The sequence below is a fragment of the Arthrobacter sp. IK3 genome (genome assembly GCF_051337705.1).
In the GTDB taxonomy this organism is placed as follows: domain Bacteria; phylum Actinomycetota; class Actinomycetes; order Actinomycetales; family Micrococcaceae; genus Arthrobacter_B; species Arthrobacter_B koreensis.
This window is the reverse complement of the sequence record NZ_JBPPSW010000013.1, coordinates 57880-79116: the sequence shown is the minus strand read 5'-3', so window position 1 is coordinate 79116 and position 21237 is coordinate 57880. Positions and strand designations below refer to the sequence as shown.

At 67.1% G+C, this 21237-nt stretch carries 19 protein-coding genes; 16 read left to right on the top strand and 3 right to left on the bottom strand.

Annotated features, from left to right (window positions below; all coding sequences use genetic code 11):
- The first annotated feature begins 20 nt into the window (after positions 1-20).
- The 3 genes from ACSLGO_RS16295 (at position 21) to ACSLGO_RS16285 (ending at position 3599) form a co-directional block, all read left to right on the top strand.
- A complete protein-coding gene (locus ACSLGO_RS16295; RefSeq protein WP_091603505.1) occupies positions 21-326 on the top strand; it encodes a DUF3039 domain-containing protein in 306 nt (101 codons plus the stop codon).
- Between the two features lie 67 nt (positions 327-393).
- Positions 394-1812 (top strand): MFS transporter, encoded by a 1419-nt coding sequence (locus ACSLGO_RS16290; protein WP_325787137.1) that lies wholly within the window; start codon positions 394-396, stop codon positions 1810-1812.
- Positions 1809-3599: a DEAD/DEAH box helicase gene (locus ACSLGO_RS16285; protein ID WP_091603511.1), complete on the top strand. Its 1791-nt coding sequence runs from the start codon at positions 1809-1811 to the stop codon at positions 3597-3599. Before ACSLGO_RS16290 ends, ACSLGO_RS16285 begins: the two co-directional genes overlap by 4 nt.
- Before the next feature lie 77 nt (positions 3600-3676).
- Here the strand turns inward: ACSLGO_RS16285 and ACSLGO_RS16280 are convergent, their stop codons facing one another.
- Positions 3677-4294, bottom strand: coding sequence for a nicotinamidase (locus tag ACSLGO_RS16280; RefSeq protein ID WP_436401493.1), 618 nt, complete (start codon positions 4292-4294; stop codon positions 3677-3679).
- Entirely contained in the window at positions 4291-5625 is a 1335-nt protein-coding gene (locus tag ACSLGO_RS16275; RefSeq protein ID WP_226802277.1) for a nicotinate phosphoribosyltransferase, read from the bottom strand. Before ACSLGO_RS16275 ends, ACSLGO_RS16280 begins: the two co-directional genes overlap by 4 nt.
- Positions 5626-5721: 96 nt before the next feature.
- On the opposite strand from ACSLGO_RS16275, the gene clpS reads away from it, so the two are divergent.
- From clpS to ACSLGO_RS16235, 8 genes are all read left to right on the top strand, one after another.
- Positions 5722-6030 carry an ATP-dependent Clp protease adapter ClpS gene (gene clpS, locus ACSLGO_RS16270; RefSeq protein WP_218054929.1) on the top strand — a complete coding sequence of 103 codons (309 nt, stop codon included), beginning with the start codon at positions 5722-5724 and terminating at the stop codon, positions 6028-6030.
- A gap of 31 nt (positions 6031-6061) precedes the next feature.
- The gene (locus ACSLGO_RS16265) at positions 6062-6625 is read left to right on the top strand and encodes a DUF2017 domain-containing protein (RefSeq protein ID WP_226802276.1); all 564 of its coding nucleotides are present in this window, start codon (positions 6062-6064) and stop codon (positions 6623-6625) included.
- A gap of 88 nt (positions 6626-6713) precedes the next feature.
- Positions 6714-7688 (top strand): glutamate racemase, encoded by a 975-nt coding sequence (gene murI, locus ACSLGO_RS16260; protein WP_091603527.1) that lies wholly within the window; start codon positions 6714-6716, stop codon positions 7686-7688.
- A complete protein-coding gene (locus ACSLGO_RS16255; protein WP_325787132.1) occupies positions 7685-8566 on the top strand; it encodes an MBL fold metallo-hydrolase in 882 nt (293 codons plus the stop codon). The genes murI and ACSLGO_RS16255 overlap by 4 nt, the downstream gene beginning before the upstream one ends.
- 9 nt (positions 8567-8575) lie before the next feature.
- On the top strand, positions 8576-9331 hold the full coding sequence (gene rph / locus ACSLGO_RS16250; RefSeq protein WP_091603533.1) for a ribonuclease PH: 756 nt from the start codon (positions 8576-8578) through the stop codon (positions 9329-9331).
- Positions 9328-9975 carry an RdgB/HAM1 family non-canonical purine NTP pyrophosphatase gene (rdgB, locus tag ACSLGO_RS16245; protein WP_436401492.1) on the top strand — a complete coding sequence of 216 codons (648 nt, stop codon included), beginning with the start codon at positions 9328-9330 and terminating at the stop codon, positions 9973-9975. The genes rph and rdgB overlap by 4 nt, the downstream gene beginning before the upstream one ends.
- Positions 9976-10075: 100 nt before the next feature.
- Complete coding sequence (locus ACSLGO_RS16240; protein ID WP_091603539.1) at positions 10076-10762, top strand: DedA family protein; 687 nt, start codon at positions 10076-10078, stop codon at positions 10760-10762.
- 1 nt (position 10763) lies between these two features.
- On the top strand, positions 10764-11777 hold the full coding sequence (locus ACSLGO_RS16235; protein WP_091603542.1) for an exonuclease domain-containing protein: 1014 nt from the start codon (positions 10764-10766) through the stop codon (positions 11775-11777).
- 29 nt (positions 11778-11806) lie between these two features.
- Here ACSLGO_RS16235 and ACSLGO_RS16230 read toward each other — a convergent pair whose 3' ends face one another.
- Positions 11807-12895 (bottom strand): ADP-ribosylglycohydrolase family protein, encoded by a 1089-nt coding sequence (locus ACSLGO_RS16230; protein WP_436401491.1) that lies wholly within the window; start codon positions 12893-12895, stop codon positions 11807-11809.
- A gap of 185 nt (positions 12896-13080) precedes the next feature.
- Here ACSLGO_RS16230 and ACSLGO_RS16225 point away from each other — a divergent pair, with 185 nt between their 5' ends.
- From ACSLGO_RS16225 to ACSLGO_RS16205, 5 genes are all read left to right on the top strand, one after another.
- Positions 13081-14103 carry an MIP/aquaporin family protein gene (locus tag ACSLGO_RS16225; protein WP_091603545.1) on the top strand — a complete coding sequence of 341 codons (1023 nt, stop codon included), beginning with the start codon at positions 13081-13083 and terminating at the stop codon, positions 14101-14103.
- A gap of 110 nt (positions 14104-14213) precedes the next feature.
- A complete protein-coding gene (locus tag ACSLGO_RS16220) occupies positions 14214-15380 on the top strand; it encodes an exonuclease SbcCD subunit D (RefSeq protein WP_436401490.1) in 1167 nt (388 codons plus the stop codon).
- Complete coding sequence (locus tag ACSLGO_RS16215; RefSeq protein WP_436401489.1) at positions 15377-18502, top strand: AAA family ATPase; 3126 nt, start codon at positions 15377-15379, stop codon at positions 18500-18502. Before ACSLGO_RS16220 ends, ACSLGO_RS16215 begins: the two co-directional genes overlap by 4 nt.
- 185 nt (positions 18503-18687) lie before the next feature.
- Complete coding sequence (locus ACSLGO_RS16210) at positions 18688-19998, top strand: MFS transporter (protein WP_226802274.1); 1311 nt, start codon at positions 18688-18690, stop codon at positions 19996-19998.
- A gap of 250 nt (positions 19999-20248) precedes the next feature.
- Entirely contained in the window at positions 20249-21235 is a 987-nt protein-coding gene (locus ACSLGO_RS16205) for an ABC transporter substrate-binding protein (RefSeq protein WP_436401488.1), read from the top strand.
- The last annotated feature ends 2 nt before the right edge of the window (positions 21236-21237 follow it).

The following is a 21237-nucleotide window of genomic DNA, read 5'->3' as shown; positions in this document are numbered from 1 at the left end:
GCGGGTACTAAGATGGGGACATGACTCTGCCTCCTGATCCCTTCGAATCCGACCCCATGCGCCGGGCTGACAGCGGTTCTTCGACCGCCGTCATCGAGCGCGAAGAGCAGCGCGAGCTGGTTGAGCCGGGTGACGCCGAGCGTTTCTCGCACTACGTCCGCAAGGAAAAGATCATGGAATCGGCCCTCTCGGGCGAGCCCGTGATCGCCCTGTGCGGGAAGGTCTGGACCCCGGGCCGGGACCCCAAGAAGTTCCCGGTCTGCCCCGCCTGCAAGGAGATCTACGAAGGGCTGCGCCCGGGCAAGGATGACGGCGGGAAGAAGTAACCCCCGTTCCTGCCCCGGCCCTTCGTCGCCGTCGCACTCCGCGCGGCAGTAAAGTCCTGATGCCCTTATGAGTGAGCCCCTGCCCGCGGACAGGCGTGACGGCGCAATGTCCGCTGCCTTCCGGCCGCTGACCCTCGGCGTCGTGGCGATAGTCACCTGTGTGGCTTTCGAAGCGATGGCGGTGACGACGGCGATGCCCGTGATCGGAGACGATCTGGGCGCCGGCGCAGGGTACGGACTTGCCTTCTCGATGTTCCTGACGGCGTCGCTCCTTGGCTCGGTGCTGGCCGGCTCGCGCTGCGACGCCGAGGGACCCCGCCGGTCGCTGATTACCGGCATGGCCCTGCTCGTTGCCGGGCTGGTGCTTTCGGCCGCGGCGGGCGAATTCTGGCTGGTTACCGCCGGCCGGGCGGTTTCCGGCCTGGGCAGCGGTGCCATGGTGGTGGCGCTGTACGTGATCATTGGCCAGGTGTATCCCTCGCGGCTGCAGCCTGTGGTTTTCGGATGGGTGGCGACGGCCTGGATCCTGCCGTCCATGGTGGGTCCGCTGGCAGCCGGGCTCCTGGCCCAGTACGCGAGCTGGCGGTGGGTCTTCGCCGTCGCCATTCCCATCGTGGCCGTGGCCGCCGCGCTTGTGTGGCCGCGCGTCCGGCATCTTGGCGCCCCGGAGAACCCCGAGCTTGATCCCGCACTGGCACGGCGCCGCGCGGTGTGGGGCGTCTTCCTGGCCGGCGGCGTGTTTGCTGCGCAGTGGGCCGCCAATGAGGCTGCGGCCAGGGGATCGGTGGTGTTGGGCCTGCTGGCGGTCGCCGGCGTCCTGGCAGCCGTGGCGGCGCTCGCCGTGCTGCTTCCGCGCGGCACGCTCTGGCTGCGGCGCGGACTGCCTTCGGTCGTGGCGACACGCGGACTGATTAACGCCGCCTTCGTCTCCGCGGAAGCCTTTATGCCCGTGCTGCTGCTGGCCGTCTACGGGGTGAGCCCGGCCACGGCCGGAATCGCGCTGACCGCGGGCGCGGTAGGCTGGGCCATTGGATCCTTCCTGCAGGCACGGGTCCCGGGACCCCGGCGATACCTGCTCCTGGCGGGAGGTTCGGGACTGCTGACGCTCTCAATCGGCGGCACCGGTTTGCTGGCCGGAGCCCAGGCCCCGTTCTGGCTCCTGGTGGCGGTCTGGTCACTGGCCGGGGTAGCCATGGGCGCGGCGCTTTCCAGCACTTCGGTCCTGGTTCTCGATGCGTCCACGGCAGCTGACCGGGGAAAGAATTCCGCGTCGCTCCAGCTCTCCGACCAGGTGGGCGCGGTAGCGGGCACCGCGGCAGGCGGGGTTCTGCTGGCAGTCCTGGTGCAGCAGCAGCCTGTGGGCCAGCAGTCCGGGTATTCCGTGATGTGGCTGGTCCTGGCGGTTTTCGCCGTGATTGGAACAGCGGCGGGTATCCGCAGTGCAAGTGTTAGACCAAGTACCGGAAAGGTGCATTCCCAAGCGTGAGTCCCGATACCCTGTTCGGCGGCGGACCGGCATTGCCCCCTGCCTACCCTGAGCGAGCGGCCTGGGGAACAGCCCCCAAGCTGCGCCAGTGGCAGGCCGAAGCCCTGGAGCGATACTTCACGAAGAATGACAGCGATTTCCTCGCCGTCGCGACGCCCGGCGCAGGTAAGACCACCTTCGCGCTTCGAGTGGCCACCGAACTGGTGGACCGGGGGATCGTCAACCGGATTACCGTGGTGGCGCCCACGGACCACCTGAAACGGCAGTGGGCGGATGCCGCCGCCCGCGTCGGCCTGGCACTGGACCCGAATTTCAAGAACGCTGACGGCCGGCACGGCCACGGTTTCATCGGCGTCGCGGTCACCTATGCCCAGGTGGCCAGCAAGCCCATGCTGCACCGCGCCAAGACGGAAGCCGCGCGCACCCTGGTGATCCTGGACGAGATCCACCACGGCGGTGATGCCCTGTCCTGGGGCGACGGCATCCGGGAGGCCTTTGAACCGGCCACGAAGCGCCTCGCCCTGACCGGTACGCCGTTCCGCTCCGACACCGCGCCCATTCCCTTCGTGGAGTACATCGAGGACGGCGCGGGGATCCGGCGATCCAAGGCCGACTACACCTATGGCTACGGCCAGGCCCTGAAAGACCACGTTGTCCGTCCGGTGATCTTCATGGCCTATTCCGGCCAGATGCGCTGGCGCAACAGTGCCGGAGAGGAAATGGCTGCGTCGCTCGGCGAGGCCGCCGTCACCAAGGACATCACTGCGCATGCCTGGCGCACCGCACTTAACCCGACGGGCGAGTGGATCCCGGCGGTCCTGGCAGCCGCGGACCGCCGCCTGAGCGAGGTCCGCCGTACCGTGCCCGACGCCGGCGGCCTGGTGATCGCGACCGACCATGAGGACGCCCGGGCCTATGCCGGCCAGCTGAAGAGAATCACCGGGGAGTCACCCACGGTGATCCTCTCCGATGACGCCAAGGCATCTGAAAAAATCGATGACTTCTCCGCCGGGGACACCCGGTGGATGGTGGCCGTGCGCATGGTGTCCGAAGGCGTGGACGTGCCTCGCCTCGCCGTCGGCGTCTATGCGACGTCCACGGCAACGCCGCTGTTCTTCGCCCAGGCCGTGGGGCGTTTTGTGCGTGCCCGCAAACGCGGCGAGACGGCGTCGGTCTTCCTGCCCTCGGTGCCGCACCTGATGCTCCTGGCCAATGAGATGGAAGTTGAGCGGGACCACGCCCTGGACCGGCCGGAGAATCATGCGGAGGAAGAGGGCTTCGGCCTGGACGACTCCCTGATGGAGGCCGCGAACCGGGAAGAGAAGGCCTCCGGAGAGCTGCAGAAGCAGAAGTTCGAGGCGCTTGAATCGCAGGCGTCCTTTGACCGTGTGCTTTTCGACGGCGGCGAGTTCGGTACCGGCGGCGAGCTGGGCAGCGAGGATGAGCAGGACTTCCTGGGCATACCCGGCCTCCTGGACCCGGATCAGGTGACCATGCTGCTGCGCCAGCGCCAGCAGGAACAGCTCTCCCGCCGCGGCCGGAAAAAGCCGGAGGAAGCCGTCCCGGAACAGCTGCCCTCGGTGGCCGACCACCGGCACCTGACCGAGCTGCGCGCCCAGCTGGCGAAGAATGTGTCCGCGTGGTCCGCCCGCTCGGGAATGCCCCACGGCGTGGTCCATTCCGAACTGCGCCGGATCTGCGGCGGACCGGCCGTGGCACAGGCCAACGAGGAACAGCTCCAGAAGCGGCTGGCCAAACTGCAGGACTGGTTCATCGGCCGCAAGTAGTCCACTCCCCTTTATCGAGATGACAGAAACTGCCCGTATCGAAGCCGATACGGGCAGTTTCTGTCATGTCGATGGGGTTAGAGGTCCAGCAGCTCGACGCCGGCGTCCTCCAGCTCGTCCAGGGCGGCGCGGACATCGACCCGGTCCAGGCCGCGGCACAGCTCCGGGATGACGGCCGTGTTGTAACCGGCCGCGATGGCGTCCAGCGCAGTGGCCTTGACACAGTATTCGGTGGCCAGGCCAACGATCACAACCTCGTCCACGCCGTTGTCCCGGAGCCAGTCGTCAAGGCTGACGGCGTCCTCGTCCGGCGCCGGTTCGGCGTCCGGATCGCCCAGCGGCACTTCAACGTCCGGGGCCAGGAGCCCCTCGAAGCCGGAGTAGGCGGCCTCATACTGTCCCTTGCGGAAGTAGGCGTCAATGAACTCCGTGTCCAGGTCCGGGTTCAGTGCCGCCCCGTGGGTGCCTGCAACGCAGTGGACCGGCCACGTGTCGCGGAAGTTTGGATTGTCGGAAAAGTGGCTGCCCGGTTCAATGTGCCAGTCCTGGGTGGCGACGACGGCCGCGTACCTGTCCCGGGACGTTTCGATGTAGTCGCTGATTTCCGCCGCGGCATCGTTTCCGCCGGGCACGGCCAGGGCGCCGCCTTCGCAGAAGTCGTTCTGGACGTCAACCACAATCAGTGCACGGGTCATCGGGTTTCCTCCTCGAATTCGGTGGGGATCACGGGCTCTCCGCGCTGCAGGCGGTAAGCCGCCGCCGGCAGCTCAAGCAGCGAAGCTTCATGGCGGGCACGGGCGCGGTCAACGGCGTCCGGTCCGGTCCAGCCGGGCTGCACGACGCCGTCAGCGACGAAGGTCTCAAGCAGCTCACGGTCATTGCCGTCATTGAGCGGGAGGGCGCCAACGCCCACCACCTCGGCGACGGCGCGGCCGCGCTGGTTGATCCGGCGCAGCGCGTACTTGTGTCCGCCCAGGGACGCTTTGTTCTTGGCAGCCTTGGCCACTGAAACGAAGTTCCCGTCCGTGCCCTCCCGGCTGACGAGCTTGTAGACCAGCCCGGCAGTGGGAGCCCCGGAACCGGTTACCAGGGAGGTGCCCACACCGTAAGCATCTACGGGAGCGGATCCCAGCGCGGCGATGGCGTACTCATCCAGGTCCGAGGTCACCATGATCCGGGTGGACGTATTGCCGAGGTCATCGAGCAGCTCGCGGACCCACTGGGCCTGGGCAACCAGATCGCCGGAGTCGAGCCGCACGCCGCCCAGCTGCTGGCCCGCGACGGCGACGGCGTTGCGGACGCCCTGTTCGACGTCGTACGTGTCCACGAGCAGCGAGGTGTTGACGCCGAGCGAGGCCGTCTGCGCGGTGAAGGCGTCCACCTCCGAATCGTGCAGGAGGGTGAAGGAGTGCGCGGCAGTGCCCACCGTCTTGATGCCGTACCGGAGCCCGGCCTCAAGATTGGAGGTGCTGTCGAAACCGGCGATGACGGCGGCCCGAGCCGCGGCCACGGCTGCTTCTTCATGGGTACGGCGTGAACCCATCTCGATGCATGGACGACCCCCGGCGGCACTGGTCATCCGCGAGGCAGCCGATGCGATGGCGCAGTCGTGGTTCAGCACCGAAAGGATCAGTGTTTCCAGGATGCAGGCTTCACCGAAACTCGATTCAACCTGCAGGATGGGGGAGCCGGGGAAATAGACGTCGCCTTCGGCATAGCCGGTGATCGTGCCGGAGAAGCGGAAGTTCGCGAGCCAGGCCAGCGTCCGGTCATCAACGACGCCGTTGGCGGCCAGGAAATCCAGCTGCGCTTCCTCGAAGCGGAAGTTTTCCAGTGCCTCCAGGAGCCGGCCGGTTCCGGCGACGATGCCGTAGCGCCTGCCGTCGGGAAGCTTACGGGCAAAGGCCTCGAACACTGAGCGACGTTCGGCCGTGCCTGAGTGCAGGGCAGCCTGCAGCATGGTCAGTTCGTAGTGGTCGGTGTACAGGGCAGCATTTGGCTGCTGCCACGCGGTGGGAGCGTTCACATCCAAAACTCTAACCCGCCGCCCCCGGCGCGCGCCGCACCCGCCGGCAGCGGAGCGCGGGCTGCAAGGGGTGTTGGCCAAACTACAATTGGCTGCATGAGCGTTGCCACCCTCCCGGACACCGGGACCCAGACCGACTCCCTGGCCAGCGAGGAAACCGCCACGGATGTGCCATGGGTAGTGATTGTCTGGAATGACCCGGTGAACCTGATGAGCTACGTCAGCTACGTCTTCCAGAGCTACTTCGGCTATTCCGAGTCCAAGGCGAACCAGCTGATGATGCAGGTCCACCATGACGGAAAATCGGTGGTGGCCACCGGTCCGCGCGAGGAGGCCGAACGGCACACCCTCGCCATGCACTCCTACGGTCTCTGGGCTACGTTCCAGAAAGCCGACCAGGCCTAAGCACGGCCGAACACCACAGGAAAGGTCCTTCTTGGCTACCGGATTCAAGCTCACCCGCAAAGGCATCACTGCCCAGCTGGAGCCCGGCGAACGCTCGCTGCTGCGCGGGCTTTTCGCCGACATCATCACCATGCTCGAGCCGCGGACCCCTGCGTCGGAAGATCCGCTGGCCGCCATGGTCGGGCTGGACACGAGCGCTGAGGCACCCGATGACCCCGCCCTGCTTCGGCTGCTGCCGAACGCCGTGGCAGGTAACGACGACGACTCCCTTGAATTCCGCCGGCTCACCGAACGCTCCCTGCGCGAATCAAAGACCGGCTCACTGCGTGCCGCATCGCTGGCGCTGGAGTCAAGTCCGCTGCACCTGGACAACGAGCAGGCCAGGCACTTCGCCCAGGCCCTGAATGACGTACGGCTTGTCCTCGGCTCCAGGCTCGGGCTGAAGACGGATGCGGACGCCGAAGCGCTGCATGACATCACCGAGCCCGGGGACGCGCAGGACGTGGACCAGTACCTCGCACTCGTCTACAACTTCGTCACCTGGCTGCAGGAAACCCTGATGAAGGCGCTGCTGGACAGCCTTCCGCGCCGATGAACTTCGGGCGGGAAGTCCCGTTCCTGTGACTAAGACCACTGGCAGCTGAGTGCACGCTGGGTGGCCCGGGGACTATTGTCGATACATCATGAGCTCTGACCACCCGGGTACTTCACTGCTGAAGGACGACCTGCCGAAGACCACTGACGCGCCGATTGGAATTTTCGATTCGGGAGTCGGTGGCCTCACGGTTGCCCGCGCCGTGATCGACCAGCTGCCCAACGAATCGATCCTCTACGTCGGAGACACCGCCCACGGCCCCTACGGTCCGCTGCCAATCGCCGATGTCAGGGCGTACGCCCTGGGCGTCATGGATGAGCTCGTGGATGCCGGCGTCAAGCTCCTGGTGATTGCCTGCAACTCCGCCTCCGCCGCCGTCCTGCGCGATGCCAGGGAACGGTACACCGGACGCTACGGCATTCCCGTGGTGGAAGTCATCCAGCCCGCCGTGCGCCGGGCGGTCGCGGCCACGCGTACCGGGCGCATCGGCGTAATCGGCACGGCTGCCACGGTTGGGTCCCGCGCCTATGACGACACTTTCGCCGCCGCCCCGCACCTGAGTGTCTCCTCGGTCGCCTGCCCTGCCTTCGTGGAGTACGTAGAGGCCGGAGTCACTGCCGGCAAGGAAGTGCTGGAGGCCGCCGTCGGCTACCTCACGCCCCTGAAGGAACGCGGCGTGGACACCCTGGTCCTGGGCTGCACACACTACCCGCTGCTGACCGGCGTGATTTCCTACGTGATGGGCGAGGACGTGACGCTCGTTTCAAGCGCCGAAGAGACCGCCAAGGATGTGTACAAGGCGCTGATCACCCACGGCCTGGCCCGCACTGCCGAGACCGCGCCCAAACACCGGTTCGTAGCCACCGGAGACGCGGAATCGTTCGAGCTGCTTGCCCGGCGCTTCCTCGGCCCCGAAGTCCTGCGAGTGGAGCACGCGGACTCCGTCGCCGCGCGCTATCCAACCGGAGTCCTTGCCCGGATCACGCCTGAAATGATTGCCGCTGCACGCGCCTCCGCCGGACTGCCGGCTGCGGACGCTGCCCTGGGGAACGGTGCCCGATGAAACTGACGATCGTAGGGTGTTCCGGGTCCTTCCCCGGCCCCGCTTCGCCCGCCTCCTGCTACCTGGTGACCGCCAATGACGGAGTCCGCGACTGGCGCATCCTGCTGGACCTGGGCAACGGCTCACTGGGAACCCTGCAGCGCTACATGGATTTGAAGGACATCGACGCCGTCCTTATTACGCACCTGCACCCGGACCACTTCATGGACCTGTGCGGACTGCACGTGGCGGTCCACTGGGATCCCGCCGGCTGGGGACGTGACCGGGTCAAGGTCTACGGTCCCGCCGCGACCGCAGACCGGATTGCCGTCGCCTACGGCCTGGAACCGGATCCGGGCATGCACGAGGATTTCGAGTTCATGCAGTGGAAAGCCCGCGAACCGGTCCGGATTGGCCCGTTCACGGTGACTCCCTACCCGGTGTCCCACCCGGCAGAAGAGGCGTACGCGCTGCGTGTTGAGGCTGTAGAGCCGGCCGGGGACGGAACCCAGCGGGTCCGGACCCTGGCCTACTCGGGAGATACCGATTCATGCCCCGGCCTGGTGGAGGCGGCACGGAACACCGATGTTTTCCTCTGTGAAGCTGCCTTCCACGAAGGGCGCGACGACGCGATCACCGGCGTCCACCTGACCGGCAAGCGGGCCGGCGCGGCAGCCACGGAGGCCGGGGCACGCCGCCTGCTGCTCACCCACCTGCCGGTCTGGAACGATGCCAACACTGCTGTTTCCGAGGCCCGTGAGACCTACGACGGCGGCCTGGCCGTCGCCGTCGCCGGCGTCTCCTACGACGTCGGTACGGACTTCGCGCCGCCGCTGGCCGTGAACGGGAGCGAAGTGCTGGAACACCCGGCCTCGGGACGGCCGGTACACGGCCGATAGACTGGCCGCATGACTACAGTTCCGAATTCTTCGCCTGCCCTGCGTGCCGACGGCCGCACCCCTGACCAGCTCCGCACCATCAGCATCACCCGCGGCTGGTCCAGCCAGGCCGAAGGATCAGCGCTGATCGAATTCGGCAACACCCGCGTGCTGTGCACCGCCTCCCTGACGGCGGGCGTGCCCCGCTGGCTGAAGGGCGAAGGCAAGGGCTGGGTCACGGCCGAATACGCCATGCTTCCGCGCGCCACGAACACCCGCAATGACCGCGAGTCGGTCAAGGGCAAGATTGGCGGCCGCACCCATGAAATCTCCCGCCTGATCGGCCGTTCACTGCGCTCGGTGATCGACACCCGCGCCCTCGGCGAAAACACCGTGGTCCTGGACTGCGACGTCCTGCAGGCCGACGGCGGCACCCGGACGGCCGCGATCACCGGCGCCTACGTGGCACTGGCGGACGCGCTCGCCTGGGCCAAGGAGAACAAGCTGGTGGCGCGCAATGCCAGCCCGCTGCTGGACACCGTTGCGGCCGTGAGCGTGGGAATCATCGACGGCGTCCCCATGCTTGACCTGCCCTACGTAGAAGATGTCCGCGCCGAAACGGACATGAACGTGGTGGTCACCGGAAGCGGAAAGTTCGTGGAAGTCCAGGGCACTGCCGAGGGCGCACCCTTCGACCGCGCTGAGCTGGATGCCCTGCTGGACCTGGCGCTGCTGGGCACTTCCCAGCTTGCCGAGATCCAGCGCGAGACCTTGGCCGCCTCGTGAACGCGGCGGCACCCCGGCTGGTGCTGGCCACGCGCAACGCCGGAAAACTGAAGGAACTGCGAGACCTGCTGCGCGGACGGATCGACGGGCTCGACGTCGATACCCAGGTCATCGACGCCGAGACAGCAGGCGTCCCGGACGTGCCCGAAACCGGGGTCACGTTCGAAGCAAATTCGCTCCTGAAGGCACGCGCAGTCGCCGAAGCATCCGGACTTCCGGCCATAGCGGACGACTCAGGCCTGGCCGTGGACGTTCTTGGCGGGGCGCCGGGCATCTTCTCCGCCCGCTGGTCCGGCGTGCACGGTAATGACGAGGCCAACCTGGACCTGCTGCTGGCGCAGCTCTCCGACATCAGCGCCGAGCACCGCGGGGCGGCGTTTATCTGTGCGGCCGCCCTCGCCGTGCCCGGTGGTGAGGACGTCGTGGAACGCGGGGAACTGCGCGGCACCCTGCTCTCCGAACCCCGGGGTGCCGGCGGCTTTGGCTATGATCCCGTGCTCCAGCCGGAGGGAGAGACGCGCAGCTGTGCCGAGCTCTCCCGCGCCGAGAAGAATGCCATCAGCCACCGCGGCCAGGCGTTCCGGGCACTGCTTCCCGCCATCATCCGTGTGCTGGCGGCCCCGCCGGCCGGCAGCGACGCGTGATTTAGGCCACCGGACGGCGCCGCGGATCGGTGCGGCGCCGCTCCGGGGCCGCCGGGTTCGTTCTTGCCGGGCGGGGGAGTAGGGCACAATTGGTTCCGATATGAGTATCCTGATCAGCGCCGCAACCGACCCCGCCAGTTCCCAATCGGCCCTGGGAGGGGTAGCCCAGTGGGCCGTGGACATCATGGAGGCCATCGGCGCTCCGGGTGCCGGCCTGGCGATCGCCCTGGAGAACCTCTTCCCGCCGCTGCCCAGCGAGGTCATCCTCCCGCTGGCCGGATTCGCCGCCAGCCAGGGAAACTTTTCCCTTGTCGAGGCCCTGATCTGGACCACGCTGGGCTCCGTCCTCGGTGCCTGGGCACTGTACGGGCTGGGCGCCTGGCTCGGCCGGAACCGCATGCGCGCCATCGTCGAGAAGGTGCCGCTGGTTGATATCGAGGACGTGGACAAGGTTGAGGCCTGGTTCCTGAAACACGGCTACAAGGCCGTCTTCTTCGGCCGGATGATTCCCATTTTCAGGTCGCTGATCTCAATCCCCGCCGGCATCGAAAGGATGCCGCTGCTCAAGTTCCTTGGCCTCACCACCGCCGGCAGCCTGATCTGGAACAGCATCTTCGTGTTCTCCGGCTATTTCCTGGGCGAGAGCTGGCACATCGTCGAAGAGTATGCCGGCATTTTCCAAAAGATTGTCATAGCCGCCGTCCTCATCGCGGGCATCTGGTACGTCACGTCCAAGATCCGTTCCTACCGTCGGAGAAAGGCCCAGCGCGCGGCCGAAGAGTCCTGACGTGGGCGTCGATTTCACCGCCATTGATTTTGAAACAGCCAATGGTTTCCGGGGGTCGCCCTGTTCCGTTGGCCTGAGCAAGGTCCGCGGCGGCCGGATCGTGGAAGAGGCATCCTGGCTGATGCGCCCGCCGGCCGGGCACGACTTCTTTGACCGGCGGAACATCCGCATCCATGGCATCGAAGCCCACGAGGTCGCTGGAAAACCCCGGTTCGGCGAGCTGTTCCCGGAAATCGGAGCCTTCATTGGCGAGGACCTGCTGGTGGCCCATAACGCGGCCTTTGACCTGGGCGTCATCCGGTCCGCCCTGGAAGTCTCCGGCCTGCCCGCACCGGCATATGACTATGCCTGCACTGTGGTCCTGTCCCGGCGGACCTATTCGCTGCCTTCGCACTCACTGCCGTTTGTAGCCGAGGCAGCGGGCGTTGCGCTGGAGAACCACCACGACGCCACGGCGGACGCCCGGGCGTGCGCCGGAATCCTCATCGACATCGTGGCGCGCTCAGGGGCCGGGAGCCTGTCGGAGTACTTCCTCCTGCAGGGCCTGCGGCCCAACCATGCACCGGCTTACCGGCCCGGAATCGACCCGCTCTCCAAGGCCACCCGGGACGCCCTGGAACGGGGAACCGGAACGGCGGCCGCGGCAGCAGCGTCGTCGTCCTTCAGCGGCTGGCCGTCCGAGGGAGTCAACCCGCCGCCGAACCCGGACGCCCGGCCGGGGCACCCGCTGTACGGGCAGACCGTGGTCTTTACCGGAAATCTGGGCATGCCCCGGCAGAGTGCCAAGGAACGGGCGGCCGAGCTGGGCGCACGTACCGCCAGCAACGTCACCCGGTCCACTACCGTCCTCGTGGTCGGCGACGGTTTCGAGGCAGGGGACCTGCGCAGCGGGCGCGTTACGGGCAAGGCGCGCCGTGTGCTGGAGCTGCATGACCGCGGACAGGACATCGAGGTGCTCTCAGAGGCCGAGTTCCTGCAAATGATCGGCGGAACCTGGCCTGCCGGCAGCCAGTAAGCCACCGGGCAGGCCTGCCAGGGGGCCCGTCAGCCCGCGGTGACGCCGATGAAGGCGTCGGCCATCGAGGCCACCGTTTCTCCGGCGTCGATGGCCTGCAGCCAGTCCGCCGGGAGTGCGTCCATCCCGTACAGGACGCCGAGGATGTTTCCCGCCACCGAGGCAGTTGAGTCGCTGTCGCCGTCGTGGTTTACGGCCACAGCGATGGCGCGGCGGAAGTGTTCCTGCGGGGTGTCCGCGTCCGCTGCTGCCAATGCGGCATAAAGGCCGATGGCCAGTGCTTCCTCGGCAACCCAGCCTTCGCCCAGCGCCTGCTTCATTCGTTCCGGGGAAGGATGTGCCTCTCCGGCGCGCTCTTCGGCTGCCAGCCGGACGGCAGCTGCGACCCGTTCGGCGAGCTCGGGGACCCCGGAGGCCGTGGCTCGTTCCACGGCTGCCGCAGCGGCATCCCCAAGTGCTGCTCCTGAGGGAAGCAGGTCGTGGACCAGCGCGCTGAAGACCGCAGCGCTGTGCAGGGCCGAGGGATGGCCGTGGGTCAGGGCAGCGCCGTCGGCGCTGAACTTGTAGACGGTTTCGTCCGAAACGTAGGGGAGCAGGCCAAAGGGTGCTGAGCGCATCACGGTGCCGCACCCCTTGGACTCCGCATTGACGGGCCTCTGCTTCGTGCCCATCTCGCCGGTCAGCAGACCGGACAGGCAGGCGTTGCCGGGGGCACGGCGGTGACGGAGCACCTCCTGCCCGTCGATCCAGCGGTCGGGCTGGTCCGGGGCGTTCGCGGGCAGGGCCTCGCCCTGTGTTTTGAGCCAGCGGAGGTAGGCAAGCCAGAGGCAGGCGGTCTCGTCGGCGCCTACTCCGTCATTGGCCCACTGCAGGACTTCCACCAAACCGTCAACGGTGTACAGGGTCATTTGGGTGTCGTCGGAAACCGGCGCCGGGGCATCCAGCTGGCTGAAGTCCGTCAGGCCGCCGGAGCCGAAGCGGGCGCGGATGCCGTTCAGGGAGTCGAATTCGACCGCGTATCCCAGGGCATCACCGAGGGCGCCTCCGAGCAGGCACGCACGGACCTTGGAACGGAAAAGGTCAGGATCTGCCTGCGGCAGGGGCACGGAATTGTTCACCTATCCAGCATAGGTCTCCGCCGGGGCCCATCCCTCGGGACGGCGCGCGTGTATGCTCAGTGCGCACCCAGCAGCCTCACAGGAAGCGGTGGAAGGCTGGGGTGTTTGCGCGGCCGGGGACCTGTCCGCATACGGCGCGCGCACCGAACCACGTACTTCACCGACTGATAGGAATACTTCCCCCCATGACTGCAGAGCCACATATCCCAGCCGGTGCAAGCGCCGCAGCGGCCGAAGGCACCACCGTCACGTCCCTGCGCTCCTACGGGATCCTGGGCCGCAGCATCGCGGAAGCGGCGGGTTCCTTCCTGCTGGTGCTCGCGGGTCTGGGCGTTTCCTTCTTCAACCCCTCCGGAGGACTGTCTGCTCCGCTCGCCTTCGGGCTGGTCCTTGCGGCCGCCATGGTCGCCTTCGGCTACATCTCAGGCGGGCATTTCCTGCCCACCATCACGCTTGGCTCTGCACTGGCTGGCCGCACGTCATGGAAGGCAGTGCTGCCGTACATCGTGGCGCAGCTGGTTGGTGCACTCTTTGCTGCCCTGATCCTCTGGGTCTCGATGACCGGACACCCGCAGATCCCGGAGACGCAGCCGTTCTTTGCCGCCGTTGCGAACGGTTTCGCCGAGAACTCTGCCACGCAGTTCCCGCTGGCCGGCGCGCTGCTGACCGAGGTCATCGCGGCCGCGCTCCTGACAGCGGTCTTCCTCGGCGCCGGCACGCGCCTTTCCAGCGCTGCCAGTGCCTTCGCCGTCGGCGTCACCTACGCCGCGCTCCTGACCTTCCTGGTCCCCATCACCGGCGGATCCATCAACCCCGCCCGCTCCACGGCGGTGGCAGTCTTCGCTGAGCCCTGGGCCATCCAGCAGCTCTGGCTTTTCTGGGTTGCACCGCTGCTGGGCGCGGCCATCACCGGCCTGATCTACCGCAGCCTTGATTTCGCCGTGCCCGCCGCCGCCGTAGTCGTCGAGGAAGAGATCGTCGAGGACGAGTTCCTTGAAGATGACGGCGAGCTCCCCTCGGAGGCCGCTGAGGGCACCGCGGCTCCCGCGGCCGGCACCCCCCGGGCCGAGGCAGACGACGCCGCTGCCCGCGGTTTCTTCGAAGCGGACGCACCCGGAAACTCCTCCGCTGAAGCCGGCTCCACCGAAGCTACCCGGGAAGACGGAGAGCAGGACGGCGGCAACGCCCCGGGCACACCCCGCTCCTAACTCCGTGCGGGTGCAACCGCACGTATTGCCGCCCGCAGGCGGCACAGCAGATCCGGCCGGTCAGTGCCCGCGAATCTGCTGTGTCACCGGCGGGCGGTAGTTTTATGGGTATGCGATTCCTGCACACTTCCGACTGGCACCTGGGCCGTTCATTCCACGGCGTGGGGATGCTCCAGGCGCAGCACGCCTTCATTGACCAGCTCCTGGAAACCGTCCGCAGCGAGCATGTTGATGCGGTCCTGATCTCCGGGGACGTCTATGACCGTGCCCTCCCCGGAGTGGACGTTGTGCGGCTGCTCGATGAAGCGCTTGCAGGCATCACCGCGACCGGGGCAAAGGTAATCCTCACCAGCGGCAACCACGATTCCGCTGCCCGCCTGGGCTTCGGCGGCCGCATCTTCGAGCAGGGCGGAGTGCACCTCAGGACGGGCATCGACGCAATCACCTCCCCGGTGCTGCTGCGTGAAGGCACGGCCACAGTGGCGGTGTACGGCATCCCCTATCTTGAACCGCGGCTCGCAGCCCCTGAACTTGGCACCGATGTGCCGCCCAGCCATGCCGGTGTGCTTGGCGAGGCTGTTCGCAGGATCCGGATGGACGTCCAGGAGCGGCGGGAAGCCGGAGAGCCGGTCCTGCCGCTCGTCATGGCACACACCTTCGCCTCAGGCGGCATCACCTCGGACAGCGAGCGGGACCTGTCCGTCGGCGGTGTGGGAGCCGTACCCCTGGACCTGTTCAGCTCCTTCACCTACACCGCGCTGGGCCACCTGCACGGGCGGCAGGAGCTGGCCCCGAATGTCTGGTACAGCGGATCCCCGCTGCCGTACTCCTTCTCCGAAGCGCGCCAGGCAAAGGGGGGACTGCTCGTGGATACTGATGCGGCAGGACTGACGCAGGTCACACCCGTTCCGTGGAAGGCGCCGAAACGGCTGGCCGTACTCCGGGGAACGCTCCAGGAACTGCTTGAAGACCCGGCACATGCCCATGCCGAGGACGCCTGGTGCCAGGTCACCCTGACCGATGACCAGCGCCCGGCCAAGGCCATGGAGCAGATCCGCACGCGGTTCCCTGACACCCTCGTGCTCTCCTTCGAACCCGCCTCCGGTCCGCGGGGCAGCAACGAGAGCTATAGCCGGAGGCTGGCCCGGGCAACGGATGACCTTGATGTCTGCTGCGGGTTCCTGGACCACGTGCGCTCACGGGAAGCCTCAGCCGAAGAGAAGGCTGTGTTCACAGAGGTACTGCAGAAAGTCAACGCAGCGGAGGCATCCAAATGAGGATCCACCGGCTTGAAATGCAGGCTTTCGGCCCATTCGCCAGCCGCCAGGAAATCAACTTCGACGAACTCGGCACGCAGGGACTCTTCCTGCTGAACGGGCCCACCGGCGCAGGCAAGACGAGTGTGCTGGACGCCGTCTGCTTCGCCCTCTACGGAGCGGTTCCGGGTGCGCGCCAGGAGGCACGGAAACTCCGCAGCGACCACGCCGCCCCCGGCGTCGCACCTGAAGTCCTCCTGGATTTCAGTGCCGGGGACCGGAGGTTCAAAGTGATCCGCAGCCCCCAGTGGGAGCGTCCGGCTAAGCGGGTCGGCAGCGCTACCGGAACAGTCACCGAACAAGCCCGCACCCTGCTCAGCGAACTGGTCCACGGGGAATGGGTGCAGAAAACCGCCCGCAATGATGAGGCCGCCACTGAGATTCAGGACCTGCTGGGCATGAGCCGCGAGCAGTTCACCCGTGTGGTCATGCTCCCGCAGGGGGACTTCGCAGCGTTCCTGCGCGCCGACGCGACCTCCCGTGCGGAGCTGCTGCAGAGGCTATTCGGGACCCGGCGCTATGAGGAGATCGAGCAGCAGCTCAAGTCCGAGGCTGACGCCGCGAAGGCAGAGCTGTCCAAGTCGCAGGCCGACGCCGATCTCCTGCGCGCCCAGGCACAGAGCGAGGCTGAACGCTGCGCCCGTCTGCTGGGGAGCCAGGAAGATGGCTCCGCCGTCCCGGCAGAACCTGGCACCGCGGAGCCGGACCCTGCGCAAGCGGGCTCAGGATGGATCAGTGCCGTACGCGCGGCAGTGACTGGCCGGCTTTCCTCCCTCCGGGTTGACCAGGCCGGGAAGATCTCCGGCTCCAAAGCAGCCGAGGACCTCCTGCACAGGCTTGAAGCGCGCCGTGCGCGCGGACTGGCCAGGCTTCAGCTCGAGGCCGAAGAACGCGAACACGCGGCGCGCCAGGCCGCCAGCGTCCCCAGACGGGCCCAGCTAGAGTCCCACTTGCGGGCGGAAAGCCTCAAAGGCTACCTGGACGCCCTCGGCTCCGCGGACCAGGGACTCCGGCGCGCGGAAGCCGCAGGCCAGAGTGCCCTCGCTGCCCTGGCGGCCGCCGCGGCTCCGGCGGGCCTGGGGGAGCTCATCCCGGAATCCGCTGCCGCCCTGCCGGCACCGGGACCGCAGCTGCCGGACGCAGAGGCCTTAACCGAACTGGAGGAGCGCACCGCCAAGGAACTCTCCGCTGCGGAGAACGCGCTGGCCGATGCTCAGCGGACTGCGGAACTCGCCGCGCTGAAAACCCGGGAAGCAGCACGGGAAACCCAGCTCCGTGCAGAAGCCGCAGAAGCGGAAGACACCGCTGCGGCGCTGCGGGAGGAACAAACGTCCCTGCGGTCGGCGTTGTCCGGACTGCGCTCCGGTGCCGCGCAGGCCGAGGCAGCCCGGCGACGGATCCAGGATGCGGACGGCACGCTGGAGGTGATCCGGAACTTCAAGGCCGCCAACACCGCTGCCCTAGAATCAGCGGAGCGCGCGGCCGAGGCCCGCCAGGAGTACCAGGATGCGCGGGGGAGATGGCAGGACCTGCTCCAGCTGCGGCTGGACCAGGCAGCCGCGGAGCTGGCAGCGTCCCTCGAACCCGGACGGGATTGTCCCGTATGCGGAAGTGCCACCCACCCTGCGCCGGCGCCGCCGCCGGAGGGCGGGCAGTTCGTCTCCCGCGAGGAAGAGGCAGCAGCCCGGGTGGCCAGCAGCGCCGCAGAGAAGGATTGGGAGGAGGCACGTGCCGCGGCCGAGGCAGATGCATCGGCCGTAGCAGCCCTGCGTGCCCAGGGCGGGGAATCCGATCCGGACGAAGCGCGGACGGCACGTGAGCGGGCAGAGGAAGAGCTCCGCGCGGCGGAGGATGCGGCGGCCGGGCTCAGCGAGGCCGAAAAGCGGCTTCAGGGAATCGAAACCGAACTCAGCCGGCTGGAGAAGACCCTGTCCGGCCTGCTCCAGGAAGCAGCCCAGGCACAAGCACGCGCCGACGCCGCCGAGGAAGAAACTGCCGAATTGGGCCGGCGGGGTTCGGGGGACCTGTCAGACCAGGAAGCACTCTCTGCCCGGCTCAGGCAGCTGGAGAACGTCCGCCGTCTCACCGCCGCAGCCAGGACTGCCCTCCAGGCCGCCGGGCAGGCCGGCGTCTTCCAGGCCGAAGCCGTCCGCGCGCTGCAGGATGCGCTTGCCGGAACCGGTTTCCCGGATGCGGGCGCAGTCCGTGCCGCGCTGCTGCCGGTGGCCGAGGCCGAAGAACTGCGCGCCGAATTCGATACCCTCGACGCACAGGCTGCACGCCTGGCCATGCGCCGCGAAGATGAGGATGCGCTGGCACAGCTGGACAGTGACGGCGTTCCCGAACCCATGCCCGACGAAGAAGACGTCGCCGAGGCAGCCGAAGCTGCTGACGCGGCCCGCCAGGCAGTGTCAGACGGAGCAGTGCAGATCGGGCTGCTCGAAGGTTCGGCAGGGACCCTCGATGACCTCGCCGCCCGGCTGGCCGAGGCCGAGGCAGAAATGGAGCCGCTTCAGCGGCGCTGCAGCCTCCTCGCTTCCCTGAGCGATACCGCGCGCGGCAACGGGGAAAACAACTACCGGATGGCGTTGAGCACCTACGTCCTCGCGGCCCGTCTGGAGCAGGTGGCCGCCGCCGCCACGGAGCGGCTCGCGGCGATGACCGGGGGACGGTATTCGCTGGTGCATGACGACTCGAAATCCGGAAACCGGAAGGCAGGACTCGGCCTGCATGTCATCGACGACTGGACGGGCGTGCGCAGGGACACGTCGACCCTATCCGGCGGCGAGTCCTTTATGGCCTCCCTGGCCCTTGCGCTGGGCCTGGCGGACGTCGTCCAGCAGGAATCGGGCGGGACGAGCATGGAAACCCTCTTCGTTGACGAGGGATTCGGCAGCCTCGACGAGGAGGCACTGGAACAGGTGATGGACGCACTCGAAGGGCTGCGCGACGGCGGACGCATGGTTGGTCTGGTGAGCCACGTCAGCGAAATGAAGCAGCGGATCAGCGCACAGCTGCAGATCACCCGCGGCCGCAACGGATCAACCGTGAGCTACCGGACGGTGGATGCACTGCCCGTCTAACGCCCGGGGCTCACGCCGCCGACGAGACGTACGGATATGTCCAGCGTGGTGCACGCCCCGGGCTGTACGCCAGGAGCGAGCAGGCACCACACACGCATGCTTGGCGGGGTAGGATCGGCATGTATCCGGGTCGGGCGCATCGGGAGGAGGGACGATGCGCGCTTTTTGCCTGAACTGAGTACCGCATGAAACCCTTTACGTCTGATCAGCACTCCGGCGCCGACACCCCGCCATCCGCGGCCGCTGATGTGCCGGCCAAGGGGCGTTACGCCCGCATTCTGGAACTGGCCGGGCCCGCGTTCTTCTCCATTGCCTTCCTGGCCCGCCTTCCGCTGGCGATGATCACCATCGGCGGCCTGACTTTGGTCACCAGCATTTCCGGATCCTATGCCCAGGGCGGTTTCACCGCAGGGGCCGTTGGAGTTGGATCCGCCCTCGGCGGTCCGGCCCTTGGCTACCTCGCGGACCGCATTGGCCAGCGCAAGGTGCTGCTGGCTGCCGCCGTCGCCAATCCGCTGCTCATCACTGCCGTGATACTGGCTGCCCTGCAGCTTCCCGACGGCGGCCCGTTTGCTGCCGTCCTCGCCGCGGCGTTCGGCATGGGAGCTACCGGTCCGCAGGTGGGACCGCTGGCAAGGGTCCGCTGGATGGCGCTCACCTCCCGGGACCGGACCGGACGGGAAATGGGCACTGCCCTGTCCTACGAGAGCATGGCTGATGAACTCAGCTTCGTGCTTGGCCCTGCACTCGTTGGCCTGCTGGCCGCCGCAGTTGCCCCCTGGCTTCCCCTCGCGCTGGCAGCTGTGCTTTCCGCCTCGATGGTAAGTGCGTTCGCCTTCCACCGCTCGGCAGCCGTCGTTGTCCCCGCCCCCCGGCGCATCAGGGAGAAGACACCGGTACCGAGGGGCCGGGCCGCCCGCGGCAGCACCTCCTGGGGCCTGCTGATGCTGCCGATCCTGGGCATGGTGGCCATGGGCACCTTCTTCGGGTCAGCCCAGGCTTCACTGGCTGCCTTTGGCGGAACGTTTGGCGCCGCGGACGCCGCAGGCCTTCTCTACTCGATCATGGGGATCAGCTCTGCCGCGGCTGCACTGTCCGTGGCGTTCTGGCCCCAGCGGTTCAGCCAGTCCGCCCGCTGGGTGGTAGCGGCAGCAGCCATGACCGCTGCGGCGCTGCTCCTGCTGGTGCCCTCGGGCATCCCCGGAATGCTTGCCGTCCTGTTCATCCTGGGCATCCCCGTGGGCCCCACCATGGTCAGCATCTTCGGCATCGGAGCGGAGCTGGCACCACGTCATTTGATGGGCACCTTCATGACGCTGCTGGCCAGCGGCACGGTTGCCGGCACCGCAGTGGGTTCGGGGCTGGCCGGACCGCTGGCAGAAGCCTTCGGCCATCCGGCAGCGTTTCTGGTCACTGCAGGTGCAGCGGCATCGCTGCTCATCCTGGGTCTGGCTTCTGCCCTGGCCGTCAGGCGGGCAAGGAACCAAACAGCATAGCCCGGTGCGGGCAGGAAGAACGGCTCTGCAGGCACCGCCCGGGTAACATTACGCGGCCGGTCTCGATTGTGTTTCCAATCACATAAATTCCTTGACGGAGGGTGACGCATTTCATAGCGTTTACCTGTAGAACCTTTGTTCAACATGCGAACAACTCAGTAATACCACGGGTTTGAGGGATGGCAGTTGAACCGGGGTTTTCGCCCTGCGGCCGTCTTCGCGGGGTTCCACCGTACAAGGAGCGCTTTAAGTGAAACGCAATGCCCCCGTCCTCCTGACCGCAGCGGCCGCTTTGACCCTCAGTGCCTGTGGAGGCGGATCCCTTTCCGGAGACGAAAGCACGTCCGATGCAGGAGGCGCCTCCGGTCTCACCACCCTCTCGGTGGGAATTATGCCAATCGTGGATACCGCCCCTATTTGGCTGGGCAAGGAGCAGGGATTCTTTGAGGCCGAAGGCCTGGACCTGGATATCCAGACCACCACCGGCGGGGCGGCTGCCGTGCCGGGCGTGGTGAGCGGAGACTTCGACTTTGCCTTTGGCAACGTCGTTTCCGTCATGGTCGCCAATGACAAGGGTCTGGACATCGAGCTGGTCTCGAACGGTAATTCGACCACCGGGGACACTTCTTCGGACTTCGGGGCCGTCGTCGTCCCCGCCGGATCGGATATCCAAACTGCGGCAGACCTGGCCGGCAAGACGGTTTCCGTCAATAACCTTTCAAACATCGGTGATACCACCATCCGGAAGCTCGTGGAGAACGCGGGCGGGGACCAGGAAAGCATCAAGTTCGTCGAGGTGGCTTTCCCCGACGCGCCCGCCGCCATTGAGTCCGGCCAGGTTGACGCCGCCTGGATCCTGGATCCCTTCCTGACCCAGACCGTCGAGAATGGCGCCCGGGTCATTGCCTACAACTTCGCGGAAACGCACCCGAGCCTGGACATCAGCGGCTACTTCACCACCTCCGCGTACATCCAGGAGAATCCGGAGACTGTCGAAAAGTTCACCCGCGCCATGAAGAAGTCGCTGGAGTACGCACAGGAAAACCCTGACGCGGTCCGGGAAATCGTAGGGACCTACACCAAGATCGACGAAGAAATGCGCGCCAAGATGGTCCTGCCTGCCTTCCACGCAGACTTCGACCGAGAAGGCCTGACGATTCTCGGAGAAGCAGCAGCCAGCTACGGCACGCTGTCCAAGGCACCGGACCTGGACGCCATGCTGCCGGCACAGGACTAGCA

Coding starts and splice junctions, on each gene's coding strand:
- clpS (WP_218054929.1), top strand. CDS start 5,722: ATGAGCGTTGCCACCCTCCCGGACACCGGGACCCAGACCGACTCCCTG.
- ACSLGO_RS16290 (WP_325787137.1), top strand. CDS start 394: ATGAGTGAGCCCCTGCCCGCGGACAGGCGTGACGGCGCAATGTCCGCT.
- ACSLGO_RS16240 (WP_091603539.1), top strand. CDS start 10,076: ATGAGTATCCTGATCAGCGCCGCAACCGACCCCGCCAGTTCCCAATCG.
- ACSLGO_RS16215 (WP_436401489.1), top strand. CDS start 15,377: ATGAGGATCCACCGGCTTGAAATGCAGGCTTTCGGCCCATTCGCCAGC.
- ACSLGO_RS16220 (WP_436401490.1), top strand. CDS start 14,214: ATGCGATTCCTGCACACTTCCGACTGGCACCTGGGCCGTTCATTCCAC.
- murI (WP_091603527.1), top strand. CDS start 6,714: ATGAGCTCTGACCACCCGGGTACTTCACTGCTGAAGGACGACCTGCCG.
- ACSLGO_RS16295 (WP_091603505.1), top strand. CDS start 21: ATGACTCTGCCTCCTGATCCCTTCGAATCCGACCCCATGCGCCGGGCT.
- rph (WP_091603533.1), top strand. CDS start 8,576: ATGACTACAGTTCCGAATTCTTCGCCTGCCCTGCGTGCCGACGGCCGC.
- ACSLGO_RS16280 (WP_436401493.1), bottom strand. CDS start 4,294: ATGACCCGTGCACTGATTGTGGTTGACGTCCAGAACGACTTCTGCGAA.
- ACSLGO_RS16255 (WP_325787132.1), top strand. CDS start 7,685: ATGAAACTGACGATCGTAGGGTGTTCCGGGTCCTTCCCCGGCCCCGCT.
- ACSLGO_RS16225 (WP_091603545.1), top strand. CDS start 13,081: ATGACTGCAGAGCCACATATCCCAGCCGGTGCAAGCGCCGCAGCGGCC.
- ACSLGO_RS16210 (WP_226802274.1), top strand. CDS start 18,688: ATGAAACCCTTTACGTCTGATCAGCACTCCGGCGCCGACACCCCGCCA.